A 20,108-nucleotide genomic window follows, 5' to 3' on the forward strand; every position below is an offset into this window, starting at 1 on the left:
ATTATTAAGTATAGAAAAATAAAAATGAATATAACCTTTAAATTTGGTCCTGTGAGGCTGAGAAGGTGATACGGTATATTAGTAAAAAGCAGCATAAGTATATGCATAGCTTTGTTTTCGTACGCAAGAGCCTTTCTCATAGGAGAAGGCTCTATTTTTTATGCAAAAATCAGATATATGGGCTTAAATTGTATTTGACAGGTTGATAAGCAATATGATAATCTATGTATAAATATAAATTCAATTGCATAAATATAAATTAATTTTATTTTAATATATTAGGAGAGGTGTATTTTATGAAAGGCATATTATATTTAGAAGATGGAACAACATACATTGGAAAAGGATTTGGTAAAATTGGAACATCCGTTGGAGAACTTGTGTTTAACACTTCTATGACAGGATATCAGGAAATACTTACAGATCCTTCGTATGCAGGTCAGATAATTAATATGACATATCCTATGATTGGTAACTACGGAGTAAACAGCTATGAAAATGAATCTGAAAGAGTTTACGCTAAAGGATTCATTGTAAAATCAGTATGTAACAATCCATCAAACTACATGAGTGAGATGAGTATAGATGATATGCTTAAAAAAATGAACATAGTTGGATTGTATGATGTAGATACAAGAGCTATAACTAAAAAAATAAGAAATTCAGGAGCAATGAAATGTATAATATCCAATAAAGAGTTTTCAATTGAAAAGTTAAAGGATATTATGGATGGAAAAAATATAAAAGAAAATTATGTTAAGATGGTTAGCACAAAGAAAATTAAGCACATTGAGGGAAGTCAATTTAAAGTTGCAGTTATGGATTTTGGTGCTAAGGGAAATATAATAGAAAATTTAAAACAAAGAAATTGTGATATAACAATATTCCCATTCAATGCAAGTTATAACGAAATTATGAGCATAAAGCCAGATGGAGTTTTCCTAACTAATGGACCTGGAGACCCAAAGGATTTAGGTGATGTAGTTAAAACCGTTAAGAGTATTATAAATTCAATACCAACTTTTGGCATATGCCTTGGACATCAAATGATAGCATTGGCAATAGGAGGAGATACTTATAAACTTAAATTTGGACATAGGGGTGGAAATCACGGCGTTTATGATATAGAAAGAGATAAAGCATATATAACCTCTCAAAACCATGGATATGCAGTGGACCCTAAAAGTGTTGAAAGCAAAGGTATGATAATTACACATAGAAATTTAAATGATGATACGGTTGAAGGAATGAAACATAATTCACTCCCAGTATTTTCAGTTCAATTTCATCCAGAAGGAGCGCCTGGACCAACTGATACAGCTTATTTATTTGATAAATTCATAACACTCATGGACAAAACTGTAAAAGAAGAAGCAATATAAGATAAATAATACTAACGATATTGGAGGAATAAAAATGCCTTTAGATAAAACTATAAAAAAAGCTCTAATTATTGGTTCTGGTCCTATAATTATAGGTCAGGCAGCAGAATTTGATTATTCTGGTACTGAGGCTGCTAAAGCTATAAGAGAAGAAGGAATAAAGACAATACTTGTAAATAGCAATCCTGCAACAATTATGACAGATTATCATATTGCAGATAAAGTTTATATAGAGCCACTTACTGTAGAAGCTTTAGAAAAAATTATAGCAAAGGAAAAGCCAGATGGTATACTTGCTGGTTTTGGTGGTCAAACAGCCTTAAACTTAGCAATGAAGCTTAAGGACGAGGGAATATTAGAGAAATATAATGTTAGACTTTTAGGTGTTAACAGTGAAGCGATAAAAAAAGCAGAAGACAGAGAAGAATTTAAAAACTTAATGGAAGAAATTGAAGAACCAATCCCTAAAAGCATAATAGCCACAAATGTTAAGGAATGTATAGAATTTGTAAACAAATATGGCTTTCCAGTTATTATAAGACCAGCATATACATTAGGTGGAACTGGTGGTGGTATAGCTTCAGATATGGATCAACTTTTAGAAATCTCAAAACGAGGAATAGAGATGAGTCCAATAAGTCAGATACTTTTAGAACAAAGTGTTGCTGGTTGGAAAGAAATTGAATATGAAGTGATCAGGGATGGAAAGGATAATTGCATAATAATTTGTAATATGGAAAATATTGATCCTGTAGGAATACATACAGGAGATAGTATTGTAGTAGCTCCCTCACAAACACTTAGAGATACCGAATACCAAATGCTTAGAAAAGCTGCAATAAAGATTATTAGAAACCTTAAAATTGAAGGTGGATGTAACATTCAATATGCACTTGATCCTAATAGTAATAATTATATAGTAATTGAAGTAAATCCAAGAGTTAGCCGTTCTAGTGCTTTAGCATCAAAAGCCGCAGGATATCCAATAGCTAAAATTGCTGCAAAAATAGCTATAGGATACAGTCTAGATGAACTTAAAAATTATGTAACCAAAAATTCTAGTGCATGCTTTGAACCAGCACTGGACTATTGTGTTGTTAAAATACCTAAATGGCCTTTCAATAAATTTGATACAGCGCTTAGAACACTTGGCACTCAAATGAAAGCAACCGGAGAGGTAATGGCAATTGATAGAACGTTTAGCAGTGCACTTTTAAAGGCAGTTACTTCTCTAGAAGGAAAAATAGTTGGACTTAGACTTGAATATCTTGAGAGCCTTAATGTAGATGAACTAATAGAAAAAATAAAGATGCAGGATGATGAGAGAATATTTGCCATTGCTGAAGTTGTAAGAAAGGGCGTAACGTTAGAAGAAGTTCACAATATAACAAAAATAGATTATTGGTTTTTAAATAGCATTAAATCTATAGTTGATATGGAAGTTGATATTAGAGAAGAAGCTTCAAATGAAAATATTATAAAGGCAAAAAAAATGGGCTTTACAGTAAAAGAGATAAGCAGAATTTGTAAAAAAGATGAAGAAACCATAAGATATATACTGAAGGAGAATAATATAACACCTGTTTACAAGATGGTTGATACTTGTAGTGGAGAATTTGAAGCGGATACACCTTATTATTACTCATGTTATGAAGACGAAGATGAGAACAAAATTTATGATGATAAAAAGATAATTGTTTTGGGTTCTGGGCCAATAAGAATAGGTCAAGGAATTGAATTCGACTATTGCTGCGTACATGGAGTTTGGGGTATAAAAGAAGCTGGTTATAAATCTATAATAATAAATAATAATCCTGAAACTGTAAGCACAGATTTTGATACAGCAGACAAACTGTATTTTGAATCTTTATATATAGATAATGTTTTAGATATAATTGAAAAAGAGAAACCATATGGAGTTATTGTTCAATTTGGAGGTCAAACTGCAATTAATTTAGCAGGTAAGTTAAACGAAAAAAATGTAAATATACTTGGAACTTCCTTCGAATCAATAGACCTTGCAGAAGACAGAGAAAAATTTAGTAAACTTTTAAATGATATAGAAATACCACTTCCAGAAGGCGTTTCGGTAACGAATATGGAGGAAGCGTATAGAGCAGTAAATAAACTGAAATATCCAGTGATAGTAAGGCCTTCTTATGTTATAGGTGGTAGAGCAATGCAAGTTGTCCATGAGGATGCCACTCTAGAAAAATATATGAAAGATGCTGTAAATCTTTCAAAAGATTATCCAGTACTTATTGATAGGTATGTAAGGGGAACTGAAATTGAAGTAGATGCTATTTCAGACGGAGAAGAAGTATTAATACCAGGAATAATGGAGCATGTGGAGAGAACTGGAGTACACTCAGGAGATAGTATAACTATGTATCCTACAAAAACTCTTTCAAATGAAGTTCTTGAAACACTTGAAAAAAGTACAAAAAAAATAGCAAAAGCTTTAAATATAAAAGGACTTTTCAACATTCAATATGTATATGACGGAAAAGATGTATATGTAATTGAAGTAAATCCAAGAGCATCTAGAACAGTACCAATATTAAGTAAGGTTACAGGTGTCCAAATGGTAAAACTTGCAGTAGATGTAATGCTTGGGGGCAAGGTAAAGGATTTTGGGTATGGTACTGGAATTATTAAAGATCACAAATTATTTGCAGTAAAGGTACCAGTGTTTTCCAACGAAAAACTTGTAGATGTAGATACATACCTCGGACCAGAAATGAAATCTACCGGAGAAGTTTTAGGAGTAGGCAAAGATTTTCCTTCAGCAATATACAAAGGATTTTGTGGAGCAAATTATGTAATACCAACAGAAGGAAATATATATGTTGCACTAAAGGATTTAGATAAAGAAGAAGGAATCGAAACTATAAAGAGATACGTAGAACTTGGTTTTAATATATATGCATCTTCTGAAACAGGCAAGCATATAAAGAAAAATGGGCTCCATTGCGAAATATTGGAAATTGAAGATGTAATTAATAACTTAGGCGATGGAAACATTAAATTTATTATAAACTCACCTACAAAGGGGAATAAATTAGAAACTTTAGGATTTAGACTTAGAAGAAAAGCAGCAGAACACAGAATACCAGTTTTTACATGTATAGATACAGCTAGCATATTCTTAACTGCTGTAGAATATAAAAAATCTAACAAAGAAGTTGCTTATAGTCCTATGAATGATTATTTTAAAGACAATAAATAAGACTTACAATTTATTTAAGCTCTTCAGAGTGTTCATGTTATAATATAGATAAAATACTTTTAAAGTTTTAACTTAAAGTATTTTATCTATTTTTTTGTAAACATAAAATTCATTATTAAATTTTTTTACAATGAGTTATAATAAAGTAAGAGTCTTACGGATGGTAGCGAATGGCCAAATATTAAAAAATGAATTAAGGAGGGTTTCAAGTGGCAAAGCCAAGCATTTTTAGTAGTGGATATGAAAAGAAGATGAGGAAAAGAAAAAGGATGATTTTTATCAGTGTTTTAATAGTAATTGTTGCTTTGGTAATAGTTATAATTTCCTTGTTAGGAAATCTGGGCATTAGGAATAAGAAAAATGAACAAATTAAAAAGATTGTAAACACTGAGACTAACAGCAAAACAAATACTAGTAGTAAAAAATCAAAAGACAAAATTAAAAAATCCAATGAAGATGCTTCAAAGAAAATTGATAAATTAAATTTTGTTATTAATATGCCAAGTGGTAAACAAATTAAAGTTATTTATGAAAATGCTGGGACAGCAAAGGTTATTAAAAGTGTAGAAAATAGTGATCCGGATTTGGATTATAATATAAATCCATCAGGTTCTGCCATAGTATTATTTCAAAAAAGTACTCAGGATATAATAGTTGCAAATGCCGATGGAACATCAATTAATATTACAAATGCAAGCTACACGGCGACTACAGGAACTGTGTTTACAAAGGATTCTGTATTAAAAGCAAATCCAAGTTATGTATGGTGCACATCACCTAAATTTATAGACGATACAAATGTAGCATATATAAGTCAGTTACCATGGTTTAACAAAAGTAATAAGTATATTTGGAAATTTAATATTCAGGATAAAACTTCAGTAAATACAAATCTTACAGGAGAAAATGTTCAAATTAATGCTATAACTCCAAATGGATTAGAAATTTCTGTTGACAATTCGGTTCAATATCTTAAAGGTGATGGTTCTGTAACAAATTAGGAGTATCTACAATAGTTATTTAGGAGGAAAATATGGAGATTGGGTTATCGTCTGCGGTGTTTTATCCAAAGGTTGAGACAGAGCACAGCATAGAATTAATCTCTAGCCTTGGTTTTAGCTGTGCAGAAATTTTTTTAAATAGTCCTATGGAATTTGAAGAAGATTTTATAAGGTTATTAAGGGATAAAAAAGATAAATACAATTTGGAAATAAACAGTGTTCATAGTTTTTCATCTTTATATGAACCATATCTCTTTGATTCATATAAGAGAAGAAGAGATGACATGCTAAAGTATTTTACAAAGGTATGCGTAGCGGCAAAGCTTTTAGGTGCACGATGTTATACTTTTCATGGTATGAGATTAAACAATATAGAAGCAATAGATTTTAAATTAATTCATGATGTATATAATACATTAACATATATTGCTGGAGAAAATGGAATAAAATTAGCTCAAGAGAATGTTTCATGGTGCATGTCTAGTAATATTGAATATTTAAATAGAATCGAAGAAAATATAAATTATCCACTATATTATACATTTGATATAAAGCAATCCTATAAGGCTGGTATAAAGCCATTTGAATATTTGGATATAATGGGAAATAAATTAATAAATTTTCATGTAAATGATAGGGATGATAAGCACGTTTGTTTAATGCCAGGACAAGGGAATGTGGATTTAAAAGCTATATTTAATAAAATAAAAGCACAAAATTATCTGGGTAATGTTATAATAGAAGTATATGGAAACAATTACAAAACATACTCTGAATTACAAGACGCTAAAAAGTTTCTGTCTAAGTTTATATAAACCAAAAATATAGCACTTGTAATATGTAAATTAACTTACGAATAATTAAGAATTAATTTGTAAGTTAACATAAAGTTTTTTACTTTGAAAAATTTAATTGTAACCATAAGGTTTTTTGTTATATAATATATAAAAGATTTATAGCTAATTTGCTTGGTATTAGTATTTGTAAATAGATTAGAATATGTTATAATATTTAAGTTAATAAGCTTTTACTTGATTAGGAGGAATTTACGTATGAATACAAAATTAGAAAAATTAGAAAATAATGTCGTTAAATTTGAGATAACAGTTGAGGCAGAAAAATTTAACGAAGCTGTTCAAAAAGCATATAAGAAAAATAGTAAAAAATTCAATGTACCAGGATTTAGAAAAGGTAAAGCACCTTTATCTATAATAAAACAATATTATGGAGAGGGAGTTTTTTATGAAGATGCTATTAACTTTTGCTGTGATGATACATATCCAGTAGCGTTAGAAGAAAATAACATAAAGCCTGTTGACTATCCTGAAATTGATGTTGTAGATATAGGAGATGGAAAAGACTTTGTATATACAGCTAAAGTTACAGTAACTCCAGAAGTAGAACTTGGAGAATATAAAGATTTAGAAGTTAAAAAAGTTAAATATCCAGTTACAGAAGAAGACATTGAAAACGAATTAAAATCAATACAACAAAAAAATGCTAGAATAGAAACAAAAGAAGAAGGCGCTGTTGAAAACACAAATATCGCTGTTATTGACTTTAAAGGATTTGTAGATGGAACACCTTTTGAAGGCGGAGAAGGAAAAGACTATTCTCTAGAAATAGGAAGTGGTAGTTTCATAGACAACTTTGAAGAACAACTTATAGGACTTAAAAAAGGTGAAACAAAAGATGTTGAAGTAACCTTCCCTGAAGAATACGGCAAAGAGGAATTAAACGGAAAGAAAGCTACGTTTAATGTTACAATTAAAGAAATTAAAATTAAAGAATTGCCTGCAATTGATGATGAATTTGCAAAAGAGGTTTCTGAATTTGATACTTTAGAAGAACTTAGAAATGATACAAAAGTTAAATTTGAAGAAAACAATGCAGCAAGAGAAAAAGCTGAATATGAAGATGCTGTAATATCAGCTGTATGTGATAATTCAAAAGTTGATGTGCCAGAAGTTATGGTTAAAAATGAAGTTGATCAAATGCTTAAAGAATTAGAAACAAGATTAAGTTATCAAGGATTAGATTTAAAATCTTATTATGAATTTACAAATAGTTCTGAAGAAAAAGTTAGAGATTACATGAAAGAAACAGCTGAAAAAAGGGTAAAAACAAGACTTGTACTTGAAGAGATTGTTAAAGCTGAAAAAGTTGAAGCTACAGAAGAAGAATTGTTAAATAAGGCAACTGAATTAGCTAAGCAATACTCAAACAAAGATATTGAAAAAATGGCAAAATTATTATTAGATGCTCAAAAAGCAACAATAGAAAATGATGTTAAAAATGAAAAAGTTATAGATTTATTAGTTAGTAGCAGTAAAGCTATTGATTAATAAAAAATAAAAATATATTGATTATTTGCTGTGTTATGTTAGCATAATATAAAGAGGTTAAATTTTCATGTATTTTATTTGGTTATAAAGATACAGATGTAGGAGGGATTTTTATGAGTTTGGTACCTATGGTAGTGGAACAGACAAACAGGGGAGAAAGGTCTTATGATATTTATTCAAGACTTTTAAAAGACAGAATAGTTTTTTTAGGTGAAGAAGTAAATGATGCAACAGCTAGTCTAGTTATAGCTCAGCTATTGTTTTTAGAAAGTGAAGACCCAGATAAGGATATTTACCTATACATAAATAGCCCAGGTGGTTCAATAACAGCTGGTATGGGTATTTATGATACAATGCAATATATAAAACCAGATGTATCAACTATCTGTGTTGGAATGGCAGCATCAATGGGAGCATTTTTATTATGTGCTGGTGCAAAAGGAAAAAGATTTGCACTTCCAAATAGTGAGATTATGATTCATCAACCGCTTGGAGGCTTCCAAGGTCAAGCAACAGATATAGGAATACATGCTGACAGAATTCTTAGAATAAAAAAGAAATTAAATACAATTTTCAGTGAAAGAACAGGTCAGCCTTTAGAAGTTATAGAAAAAGATACAGAGAGAGATAATTTCCTAGATGCAGAAGATGCTAAGACTTATGGATTAATAGATGAAGTTTTCGTAACAAAAAAGAAATAACCTTTAAGTGAGGTGCAAAGATGGCAAAATTTGACGATAAAAAACAATTAAGATGTTCTTTTTGTGGCAAAAGTCAAGATCAGGTTAGAAGGCTTATTGCTGGACCTGGAGTTTACATTTGCGATGAATGTATAGAGTTATGTTCTGAAATTATAGCTGATGAATTTGAAGAAAGTTCTTCAGTAGAAGTAGGATCACTTCCAAAACCAACTGAGATAAAGAATTATTTAGATCAGTATGTTATTGGTCAAGATGATGCTAAAAAGTCATTATCTGTTGCTGTATACAATCATTACAAAAGAATTAATTCAAATGTAAATAGCGAAGATGTTGAATTACAAAAAAGTAATATACTTTTATTAGGACCAACGGGTTCAGGAAAGACACTTCTAGCTCAGACTTTAGCAAAATTTTTAAATGTACCTTTTGCTATAGCAGATGCTACTACTTTAACTGAAGCTGGGTATGTTGGAGAAGATGTAGAAAATATTTTGCTTAAGCTTATTCAAAACTCTGATTATGATGTTGAAAGAGCAGAGAAAGGTATTATCTATATTGATGAAATAGATAAAATAGCTAGAAAATCAGAGAACCCATCAATTACAAGAGATGTTTCTGGAGAAGGCGTACAACAAGCACTTTTGAAAATTCTTGAAGGAACAGTAGCTTCAGTACCTCCTCAAGGTGGTAGAAAGCATCCTCATCAAGAATTTATACAAATTAATACTACAAACATTTTATTTATCTGTGGTGGAGCTTTTGATGGAATTGACAAGATAATTGAGAATAGAACTAGAAAAAGTTCATTAGGCTTTGGTGCAGAGATTCAGTCAAAGAAAGAAAAAGATATAGGTGTGTTATTAAAAGAAATCATGCCTGGTGATTTACTAAAGTTTGGATTAATACCTGAATTTGTAGGAAGATTACCAATTCTTGTTACTTTGGATGCACTTGATGAGAAAGCGCTTGTAGAGATATTAAGTAAACCTAAAAATGCATTGGTAAAGCAATATAAAAAATTGTTTAAAATGGATAATGTAGATTTAGACTTTGATGAAGAGGCGCTTCTAGCTATAGCTAAAGAAGCTATAACAAGAAATACTGGAGCAAGAGGTTTAAGGGCAATTATAGAAGACATGATGAAAGATATTATGTTTGATATACCATCAAGGAAAGATGTTAAGAAAGTATCTGTCAATGAAGAGACGCTTAAAACTAAACAACCTAAAATTGAATTGACAGAACCAACAGAACAACTTCCTGAACCTGAAAATAAGACTGAAGATATAAAGAAAAAGAAAAAAGGCTCAGAAACTGCCTAGTGTATATTAAAAGTGTGTCAAAATGATTTTAATTATTTTGGCACATTTTTTTATGTGGAATATATTACTATAAAAATGTAAATACTAAAAGTAAATACTTATATTTGAGAGGAGGTAGGCATAAGGAAGAAACAGCCTTAATGCCAAAGAATATGACGATGTTACTTTTAGTTGTAGAATTATTTTTTACAGTGATTATAGGAATCTATTTTTTTACTCTATTGAAGGGGCAACAATCTTCTAAAATTGTGATAGATAAAGAAAATAAAAAGGAAATGGATAATTTAAATAAATTGAGGAGTATTAGCCTCACAATGCCGTTAACTGAAAAAAGTAGACCAAAGACATTTGACGAAATCATAGGCCAAGAAAAAGGCATTAAAGCTTTGAAAGCAGCTATATGTGGACCTAATCCACAAAATGTAATAATTTATGGACCACCAGGTGTAGGAAAAACTGCTGCTGCAAGGCTTGTATTAGAATATGCAAAAAAAATAAACTACTCACCATTTAAAAGTGAAGCAAAATTTATTGAAATTGATGCAACTACAGTTAGATTTGATGATAGAGGTATTGCAGATCCGCTCATAGGCTCAGTTCATGATCCTATATATCAAGGGGCAGGGTCCCTTGGAATAGCAGGAATACCACAACCAAAATCAGGTGCTGTAACAAAAGCCCATGGAGGAATTTTATTTATAGATGAAATTGGTGAACTTCACCCTACTGAAATGAATAAATTGTTAAAGGTTTTAGAGGATAGAAAAGTATTCCTCGATAGTGCTTATTATAATTCTAGTGACAATAAAATGCCTGTATACATAAAGGAAATATTTGAAAACGGTTTACCGGCTGATTTTAGACTTGTTGGGGCAACAACAAGGAGTCCAGAAGAAATATGCCCAGCTTTAAGATCACGTTGTGTAGAGATATTTTTCAAACCACTGTTACCAGATGAACTAAAAAGGATAGCATTAAATGCAGTAGAGAAAGTTGAAATGAAAATAGAAAAAAAAGCATTAGAAATGGTTTCAGAGTATTCCAATAATGGAAGAGATGCGGTTAATCTAATACAACTAGCTTACGGAATAGTATTAAATGAAAAAAGAGATAAAGTTAGATTAGGGGATGTTGAATGGGTTATTGAGAATGGCCAGTATTCACCTAAAATTGAGAAGAAGATAAATGAAAAACCTCAAATTGGATATGTAAATGGACTTGCAATTTATGGAGCCAATATTGGTACGATTATGGAAATAGAGGCAAGTGCTATAAAAATCAAAAATAACGATGGTAAACTTAAGGTTACTGGAATTGTAGAAGAGGAGGAAATAAAAAATGGAAACAATAAAATCATAAGAAAAAGCAATGCTAGATGTTCTGTAGAAAATGTAATAACTATGCTCGAAAGAAAATTTAATATAAATTGTAATGAATATAATATTCATGTGAACTTTCCGGGGGGAGCTCCAGTAGATGGACCATCAGCTGGTATAAGTATGGCTACAGCTATATATAGTGCAATCAAAGGAGTATATGTAGATAACAGAATAGCTATGACTGGTGAAATATCTTTATACGGAAAAGTAAAGCCTGTGGGAGGGGTAGATGCAAAAATAGCAGCTGCAATAAAAGCTGGGGCAAAAATAATAATAATTCCAAGAGAAAATTGGCAAGACAAATTTAATAGAATAAATGGAGTAAAAATAAAACCAGTAGATAGTATTAATGAAGTTTTCGATTTATCAATCACAGATAAAATAGAGGATAATAATATAACATTTGAAACTAAAGGAGAAATTCTTCTAGCAAAATTAAATGAATACAAATGTTAAGAAAAATAATATTCTTACAATTGAAAAAATTTTATTTTAAATGTATAATAAATAAGACTATCTAAACATTTAGTATAGCAATTGAAAGTGAGGGGAGAAAAATGAGCAATGATATTAAAGTTCTTCCTCTAATCCCACTAAGAGGTATAATTATATTTCCATATATGGTAATGCATTTTGATGTTGGAAGAGAGAAATCAATTCTTGCCTTAGAGGATGCAATGATTAATAAGCAAGAAATATTTTTAGCTGCACAAATGGAAGCAAAAATTGAGGAACCTGATGAGGACGGCATATACTCAATGGGTACAATATGTACAATTAAACAAATGTTAAAATTGCCTGGAGATACAGTAAGAGTATTGGTAGAAGGAAAAAAAAGGGCTAAAATTAATGTATATGTTGAAAAAGAACCATTTATGAAGGTTGAAATAGAAGAAATAGAGGATAATAAATCTTCGGATGAAAATAAGCAGACTGCATTAACTAGACTTGTTAGCGAAAGTTTTGATTCATATATGAAACTTTCTAGTGCTGTACCTAGTGATGTACCAATTTCATTAGAAGACATTGACGATGATTTAGGAAGATTTGCTGATACGATATGTTCTTATTTAATAGTTAAGCAAGAAAAAAAACAAGAGATATTAGAAGCAGTAGATACTACAAAAAGGTTAGAAATCATTTTAGAAGTTTTGCGCAGTGAAATTGAAATACTTGAAGTGGAAAAAGAAATAGGAAATAAGGTTAGAGAAAAGATAGATAAAGGTCAAAAAGATTATTACCTAAGGGAACAGATAAAAGTTATGCAAGAAGAACTTGGGGAAGATGACGACGATAAAAAGGAACAAAAAAAATACAAAAATAAAATAAGTAGAGCAAAATTACCTAAAGACGTAAAGGCTAAAGCACTTCATGAGCTAAATAAGCTTAAAAATGCAGGCAGTTTTTCATCGGAAGGTGGAGTTATTAGAAGTTATCTTGATTGGATTTTAGATTTACCATGGAATGTTAAAACTGAAGATCACATTGATATAAAAAAATCTAGGGATATCTTGAATGATGAACATTATGGGATTGAAGAGGTTAAAAACAGAATAATTGAATACCTTGCTGTGAAAGAAATGAGTAATTCAATTAAAGGACCAATTTTATGTCTTGTTGGACCACCAGGAGTTGGTAAAACATCTATAGCAAAATCTATAGCCCATGCAATAAATAGAAATTTTGTAAGAATGTCATTAGGTGGGGTTAGTGATGAAGCTGATATAAGAGGACATAGAAAAACTTATGTTGGAGCAATACCTGGTAGAATAATATATAGCATGAAACAAGCTAAATCAACGAATCCATTATTTTTACTAGATGAAATAGATAAAATGGGTGAGGGCTATAAAGGGGATCCTGCTGCAGCACTGTTAGAGGTATTGGATTCTGAACAAAACTTTAGTTTTAGAGATCATTATTTAGAATTAGATTACGATCTATCAGATGTAATGTTTGTAACGACTGCTAATACATTAGAGACAATTCCAACTCCACTTTTAGATAGGATGGAAATTATAGAGGTTTCAGGTTATACATCAGAAGAAAAGTTTAACATCGCAAAGAAATATTTAGTTCCAAAGGAATTAAAAGAACACTCAATAGATTCTAAAAAAATAGTTTTCACTGATAACTCAATAAATTGTATTATTGATAATTATACTAGAGAATCAGGTGTAAGAAATCTTGAAAGAAAGATTGCTGCAATCATAAGAAAAGCTATAGCGGAGATGTTAGAAAAAAATAAAGAAACAATTACTATAACAGCTACAATAACTAAAAAATATTTGGGAAATGATATGTATACCTATGATAAAGTAGATGGGGAAGATAAGGTAGGGGTTGTAACTGGAATGGCATGGACTGGATATGGTGGTGATACATTACCAGTTGAAGTTGCTGTAATGCCTGGAAGTGGTAAATTATCCATAACTGGACAGCTAGGAGACGTAATGAAGGAATCTGCTGAAGCTGGTTTTAGTTATGTAAGAACAAATGCAAATAAATATAAAATAAATGAAAAATTTTATAAAGAAAAAGATGTCCATATTCATGTGCCAGAAGGTGCTGTTCCAAAAGATGGCCCTTCGGCAGGGGTAACAATGATAACTGCAATGGTATCAGCTTTGAGCAACAGAAAAGTAAAGCATAATGTAGCCATGACTGGAGAGATAACTCTTACAGGAAGAGTACTTCCAATAGGAGGACTTAAAGAAAAATCATTGGCGGCTTATAGAGCTGGAATTGACACTATAATAATTCCAAAACAAAATGAAAAAGATTTGAGAAAGATTCCTAAATCTGTTACGAACAAAGTTAACTTTGTTTTAGCTGAAAAAGTTGATGATGTTATAAAAAATGCATTGGTTGGTGAAGATAATAATGGAAATAAAACAAGCTGAGTTTATTATATCGGCTGTAAAAGTAGAACAATTCCCTAAGGACGGGCTTCCAGAAGTTGCGTTTGTAGGAAGATCAAATGTTGGAAAGTCTTCTATAATTAATGCTTTAACCAACAGAAGAAAATTAGTAAAGGTGAGTTCAACTCCAGGAAAAACTAGATTGATTAATTATTTTTTAATTAATAATAATTCTTATTTTGTTGATTTACCAGGTTATGGATATGCTAAAATTTCAAAAGAAGAGAAAAAAAGTTGGGGAAAGATGATAGAAATCTACTTAAATGGCAGAAATGAATTGAAAAAAGTAGTTTTGCTATTGGATTGTAGAAGAAAACCTAATGAAGATGATTTATTAATGTATGAATGGATTAAACATTATGGATATAAGTGTATGATTATTTCAACAAAAAGTGATAAATTAAACAAAAGTGAATTAAGTAAAAGCGAAAAAGTTATAAGGGAAACATTAAAAATTAATAGTTCAGAAAAAATATATTTCTACTCATCTTTAAAAAAAGTAGGAAAAGAAGAATTGTTGGATTACATTTACGATGATGTTTTATAATTAAAGACATTTTTAGAAAAAATTATAAAAAACATTTACAAAATTGAATAAAAAAACAAAAATAGGGTATCATAATAAATGTAATTGGAGATAAGATCTCCATTAGTATGAAATAAGGTAAAAGCTTTGTTTTATGCTAAACCCCCCATCCCCCTTGGGACCGTAATGCGGTCCCATTTTTAGTTATATAGAAAAATAACTGTGTATTGCGTTAATATAATTTGTTTTAAATTATTTGTCATTGATGAGGTTCGTTAATCCATACGCTGTTTTCATCAAGTAATTCGCATGAATATATTTTAAAATAGTATTTGCTGTTTGCATCTGCAGCAGGTTTTAAGATTAATTTTATAGTACAGTTTTTTATTGTGTTCTTATCTATAATTGATGTAGCTTTAAAATTTAAAATCCACTTAAGTTCTTTAATATTACCCTCCTTATCACATTTATCATCTATAAACATTCCATCTTGGAAATTGTAATTAGAATTATTATCACATAACTTATCTATAGCATTTGTTATATTGTTGAAATTTTCTGAACGGAAAATTTCATTAGGTGTATACAATCTGTCGTAAGGTAGAGTTTTTACATACTTCACGAACTGAAGAATAGAATCCTTGCCTAAGAAATTAGAATCGTAGTTTGGGGCATATTTAATTAAAGAGTTTTTAGAAATTATATAATTTGCAAAGTCAATGCTATCGTCATTTAAATTGCCTAAAATTATTTTAGGCGTTTTATTATTGTGATAGTCTATAAAACCTAATAAATTATTAGAACTACTAAGTATATTTTCAAATTTATTATTTTTCCACATAAAAACATTTTCAATGGGTGCATTATCTTTGGAAGCCTGTACAAAAATTTCAGGGAGGTTATCCCTTGATGCATCTAAAAGGGTAATACGTAAAGGCCAATAACTATAATAAGAGCCTAAAGTTTTTAATCCATTTTTTGAATCCAAAATGTAATTTTTATTCTTTGATTCAACATTGATTTGATATGTATTATTGTTTTTATTTATGTGAATAGAATCTTTTGTTCCATCACCTGTTAGATCGTAATTATGTAATACTTTCTCATCATTTGATGTTGAAAAAATATAAGATACATCCTTAGACAAGATGAAAAGAATAGATAGAATTAATATTAATAAAAAAATTACACTATAATATATATATCGTTTTTTCAGGAAAAAAACATTGAATCTCAAATTAATCACCTCATTTAAAATATATTAGGAGGTGATATTTCTTATTACATTTAATTTTCACATATTAAAAAAATAAACTGTTTCAAAATGAATAGTGATTTTGAAACAGTTTATTTTTAAACTATTTAGTTTTTAGAGTATTAACTTTATCCCTACAGCATTTGCATAAACCATAAAAGTAAACTCGATTTGTTAAAACTTCATAATCAGTAAACTCAGTAACTCTCATATTTAAGTCAGAGAAAGGTACATTTTCTATATCATCTACTCTGCCACATGAAATACACTGAATGTGAGGGTGAGAAGAGATATTACTATCATACCTAAAATTACCTTCACCTACGTTTAATTCTATAACTAAATTAACCTCTACTAGTGTTTTTAAAGCCTTATAGACAGTAGCTAGACTCATTGTAGGGTAATCTTCTTGCAATGCTTTGTAAATGATTTCTGCAGACGGATGTTCTTTTGTCGATTGCAGGTATTTATATACTGCAATTCGCTGCGGTGTCAGTTTTAATTTTTTTTCTCTAAAAATACTTGTTATGCTATCCATAAGCACCACCCTTGTCAATTAATTAATTGTATTATATAATAAGAATTATCAATTGTCAAAGATAATATTTTATTAACAAATATATACTTGATTTTAAAGTAACAAAAAGGGTATAATAAATAATAATCCAGATAAATTTTCTGGTTTTTTTTATGTTAAACAAACGTGTATAACATTTTTACAAAAAATACATGATTTATATATGAAAAATTTATTTTTAAGAGTTAAAATAAAGTGAAACTTACACTCAAGTTGAACTTTGGTTTTGACTTTATATGAGTGTAAGTATTGTGCCTAATATAATAAATTTGAGGTAATAAAATGAAAAATAAAGTTAATAATAGACAATATAATACAAAAAAAACAAAAAGTAAAAACAAAGTAAAAAAAATAAAAACATGGAAACTTATACTGTACTTTGTGCTTTTTCAGTTTTTATTTGGAATTGCAACAGCACCAATAATTGTTTATTATAGTCCATTGTTTACGAATTTAAGAAAAAATATTGTTGGGACCGCAATGAGTACAAATAGTCACGCATTTATTGCTACATTATTCTTATCAGATAAGCAAATACAACAAATACTTAATGGTGATGGAAGTTCTAGTGTGAGTGCAATGGCTCAAGATTTAAGTAGAATTAACTTAAGTGGCGGGGACAATAGAATTGAAAAGGCAACAATCCAAGGTAAAAAATTTAATGGAATAATGGTTATTGTACATAACCCCAAACGTGTTAAAATTGGGTATTCATCTAAGCTTGGTACAGTTGGTCAAAAGACTAGTGAAATAGCAAAGGAAAATAATGCTGTTGCAGCTATAAATGGTGGAGGCTTTAACGATAAAGGAAACAATTCAACAACTCTTTGGACTGGAACTGGTGCGATTCCAACAGGAATAGTTATTTCAAGGGGAAAATTAATATTTCCACAAAGAGAAGATCTTGATACTAAACAGGTTTTTAGTGGTGTAGCTGGAATTACTAATAAGGGAAAATTGGTTGTAGGAGATCACACAGTTGATGAGTTACTACAATTAGGTGTTACAGATGCATTATGTTTTGGACCAACACTTATAGAAAATGGGACAGAGATAAAAGGTCTTCAATACCAGGGTGCAAATCCAAGAACAGCAATTGGGCAGAAAAGTGATGGATCAATAATCTTACTTACAATAGACGGAAGACAAGGACTTGAAGCAGGGGCTACAATAGAAGATGTTCAACAAACGATGAAAGAAGAAGGCGTGCTGAATGCCGTTAATCTTGATGGTGGTGCATCTACTACTATGTATTATGATGGTAAGGTGATAAATAGTCCTAGTGATAAATTTGGAGAAAGACCAGTTCCTACAGCTATATACGTAACGAAATAGGAGGTATGACAGTGAAGGCTTCAAAAAGGATATTTGTTTGGATAATAATTTCACTGATTCTTCAGTGCTCAGTATATTTATTTTTAGATAAATTTTATTACGCTGAAGAGGGAAATATAAAAATTAATAAAGATACAACTACAGATGATCAGCAAAAGAAAGTTACTCCAAATGTAGTTTTTGGCAATAATGTTAAAAACATATCACTTTCAGATGACCTGAACTATACAGCTTATTTAAGCAATGGACACGTAATTGTAGTTGATACAAACACTGGGAAGGTTAGAGGTAATCTAAATTATTCTAGTGGAATTCAATGTCTTTCTTATAAGTGGGTACCTAGTACAGATAGGATTATGATTGTTGAAAAAATAAGTCCATCTCAAATAAGATTTTATTCTTATGATGCAGAAAATCAAGTGAAATCCGAAGTTGATGATACATTAAATAAAAGAATAAACTCTGTTCCAGCAGGTCAAACAGCTAATATGCAAATTTCCGATTTAACTGGTTTGTTGTACATTAAAGTTGGATACAACTCAATAAGGGATAATATATATAGAATAGATAGAAATGAGACTTTAACTAGGTCAGTAACTGGAAGAAACATTGGGGCAATAGCATTAGCTTCTGATGATGATCAGCTTGCATACGAGGATTTGGGTTCTGGCACAATTAGGACTAATTATAAACTTAAAACTTATATAGCTATTTCAGGTGTTTCAAGACCATCAATAATTGGAACCGACAGCAATGATAATTTTTACATAGGAAATGGGAGAGAGCAATCAAGCGTTGTGTATTATGGGAAGTTAACTGAAAACACCTCTGCTTGGAAGAAGATTCAGTTAGGTTCAATGGTAAACAATGATAGTATAGTAGTAAAAGAAAATGGGAATGTATATATTGTAGATAGAGAAAAAAGTACTGTAACAGATGTTAAAAGCAATAAATCCTATAATTATCAAGGGAATTTTTGTGAGATAAATGATGAATACATAGTTTACACCAACGGTGGCAAACTTATGATTAAGCAGATGAAGTAATTGATAAAAAATTTAATATTTTATATAAGAAAGGTAAGGTAAATTAATGTCTGTTTTTAGGAGAGATGGGAAGTCAACAGAAAATAAAACAAACAAACGTAGATTTTCAAAACTAAAATATTCAGGACTATTTTTGTTGTTCGAAGTTGTGTTTACAGCAGTGACATTGACACTAATTGTATTTTATGGACCATTTACAAATGTGAAAAAAACGGTTGTAAGTATGTTTATAAATTCTGGAAGACATCAATATGTGGCAAAATGGTTTTTGTCAGATGACGAAATAAATAAACTAACAAATTATAGTAATGCAAAAAATGGTTTAATTACAAGCAACCAAAAATCGGATGTAAACGAAATTCATGTAGAACATAAAAATGATTCTGGAATATCCGTAGAAACTGTAAATAGTTCAAAATTTAAAGCGTATTTCTTGGTTATTAATGATCCAACAAGGGTAAAAGTGGCATATACTAAATATCTTGGCAAAGAAGGACAAATAACAAGCGCTATGGCAGAGGACAATGGAGCAGTTGCAGCTATAAATGGTGGCGATTTTGCCGATGAAGCTACAATTGGTGGAGAGAAATATACTGGTACAGGTGGTAAGCCAATAGGTATTTTGATTTCTAATGGAAAGGTAATTAGTGACAATAATGGCAATCCGGATAAAAAAATACAGAGTTTTGGTATAACACCAGATGGAAAAATGCGAGTTGGAAATTACAGTGTTAATGATCTAAAAGCTGCAAATGTTACAGATGCAATTTCGTGTGAATCTATGCTTTTAATTAATGGGGTTCCACAAGTTATAGGTCAAGAATCAGGTTTTGCGCCAAGGACAGCAATAGGACAAACGAGAGATGGAAGTATATTGTTCTTGGCAATTGATGGAAGGTCTATCTCAAGTCTTGGTGCATCTTATGAAGAAGTTAGAAACCTTATGCAGCAGCATGGTGCATTTAATGCAGTAGCTTTAGATGGGGGCTCATCAACTACAATGTACTACAATGGGGACGTAATAAACAATCCAAGTGATGCAGTTGGTGAAAGATATGTGCCTTCAATTGTATATGCGAAATAATAGGA

The 20,108-nt window shown here is 30.4% G+C and carries 15 protein-coding genes; 13 read left to right on the forward strand and 2 right to left on the reverse strand.

Annotated features, from left to right (window positions below; genetic code table 11):
* The first annotated feature begins 296 nt into the window (after positions 1-296).
* The 10 genes from carA to yihA all read left to right on the forward strand — a co-directional run bounded on the left by carA (position 297) and on the right by yihA (position 14,827).
* Positions 297-1,382: a glutamine-hydrolyzing carbamoyl-phosphate synthase small subunit gene (carA, locus tag B8978_RS11160; protein ID WP_084116107.1), complete on the forward strand. Its 1,086-nt coding sequence runs from the start codon at positions 297-299 to the stop codon at positions 1,380-1,382.
* Between the two features lie 34 nt (positions 1,383-1,416).
* Positions 1,417-4,611 (forward strand): carbamoyl-phosphate synthase (glutamine-hydrolyzing) large subunit, encoded by a 3,195-nt coding sequence (gene carB, locus B8978_RS11165; RefSeq protein ID WP_084116108.1) that lies wholly within the window; start codon positions 1,417-1,419, stop codon positions 4,609-4,611.
* A 209-nt stretch (positions 4,612-4,820) separates the two neighbouring features.
* Positions 4,821-5,612, forward strand: a complete 792-nt coding sequence (locus tag B8978_RS11170; protein ID WP_084116109.1) for a hypothetical protein — start codon at positions 4,821-4,823, stop codon at positions 5,610-5,612.
* A gap of 32 nt (positions 5,613-5,644) precedes the next feature.
* Positions 5,645-6,427, forward strand: coding sequence for a sugar phosphate isomerase/epimerase family protein (locus B8978_RS11175; protein WP_084116110.1), 783 nt, complete (start codon positions 5,645-5,647; stop codon positions 6,425-6,427).
* A gap of 237 nt (positions 6,428-6,664) precedes the next feature.
* Entirely contained in the window at positions 6,665-7,957 is a 1,293-nt protein-coding gene (gene tig, locus B8978_RS11180; protein ID WP_084116111.1) for a trigger factor, read from the forward strand.
* 113 nt (positions 7,958-8,070) lie between these two features.
* On the forward strand, positions 8,071-8,658 hold the full coding sequence (gene clpP / locus B8978_RS11185; protein WP_084116112.1) for an ATP-dependent Clp endopeptidase proteolytic subunit ClpP: 588 nt from the start codon (positions 8,071-8,073) through the stop codon (positions 8,656-8,658).
* Between the two features lie 20 nt (positions 8,659-8,678).
* Positions 8,679-9,980: an ATP-dependent Clp protease ATP-binding subunit ClpX gene (gene clpX, locus B8978_RS11190; RefSeq protein WP_084116113.1), complete on the forward strand. Its 1,302-nt coding sequence runs from the start codon at positions 8,679-8,681 to the stop codon at positions 9,978-9,980.
* A gap of 152 nt (positions 9,981-10,132) precedes the next feature.
* Complete coding sequence (lonB, locus tag B8978_RS11195; RefSeq protein ID WP_084116138.1) at positions 10,133-11,815, forward strand: ATP-dependent protease LonB; 1,683 nt, start codon at positions 10,133-10,135, stop codon at positions 11,813-11,815.
* A 101-nt stretch (positions 11,816-11,916) separates the two neighbouring features.
* Entirely contained in the window at positions 11,917-14,262 is a 2,346-nt protein-coding gene (lon, locus tag B8978_RS11200; protein ID WP_084116114.1) for an endopeptidase La, read from the forward strand.
* Complete coding sequence (gene yihA / locus B8978_RS11205; RefSeq protein WP_084116115.1) at positions 14,243-14,827, forward strand: ribosome biogenesis GTP-binding protein YihA/YsxC; 585 nt, start codon at positions 14,243-14,245, stop codon at positions 14,825-14,827. The genes lon and yihA overlap by 20 nt, the downstream gene beginning before the upstream one ends.
* 238 nt (positions 14,828-15,065) lie before the next feature.
* Here the strand turns inward: yihA and B8978_RS11210 are convergent, their stop codons facing one another.
* On the reverse strand, positions 15,066-15,953 hold the full coding sequence (locus B8978_RS11210; protein WP_242950542.1) for a VCBS repeat-containing protein: 888 nt from the start codon (positions 15,951-15,953) through the stop codon (positions 15,066-15,068).
* A 211-nt stretch (positions 15,954-16,164) separates the two neighbouring features.
* Complete coding sequence (perR, locus tag B8978_RS11215; protein WP_084116117.1) at positions 16,165-16,599, reverse strand: transcriptional regulator PerR; 435 nt, start codon at positions 16,597-16,599, stop codon at positions 16,165-16,167.
* A 321-nt stretch (positions 16,600-16,920) separates the two neighbouring features.
* On the opposite strand from perR, the gene B8978_RS11220 reads away from it, so the two are divergent.
* From B8978_RS11220 to B8978_RS11230, 3 genes are read left to right on the forward strand one after another with little or no spacing between them, the layout of a single operon-like run.
* Positions 16,921-17,973, forward strand: coding sequence for a phosphodiester glycosidase family protein (locus tag B8978_RS11220; RefSeq protein WP_084116118.1), 1,053 nt, complete (start codon positions 16,921-16,923; stop codon positions 17,971-17,973).
* 11 nt (positions 17,974-17,984) lie between these two features.
* Positions 17,985-19,019 carry an NHL repeat-containing protein gene (locus B8978_RS11225; protein WP_084116119.1) on the forward strand — a complete coding sequence of 345 codons (1,035 nt, stop codon included), beginning with the start codon at positions 17,985-17,987 and terminating at the stop codon, positions 19,017-19,019.
* A 46-nt stretch (positions 19,020-19,065) separates the two neighbouring features.
* On the forward strand, positions 19,066-20,103 hold the full coding sequence (locus B8978_RS11230; protein WP_084116120.1) for a phosphodiester glycosidase family protein: 1,038 nt from the start codon (positions 19,066-19,068) through the stop codon (positions 20,101-20,103).
* Positions 20,104-20,108: the final 5 nt, after the last annotated feature.

The organism is Clostridium acidisoli DSM 12555 (genome assembly GCF_900176305.1).
In the GTDB taxonomy this organism is placed as follows: Bacteria; Bacillota; Clostridia; order Clostridiales; family Clostridiaceae; genus Clostridium_I; species Clostridium_I acidisoli.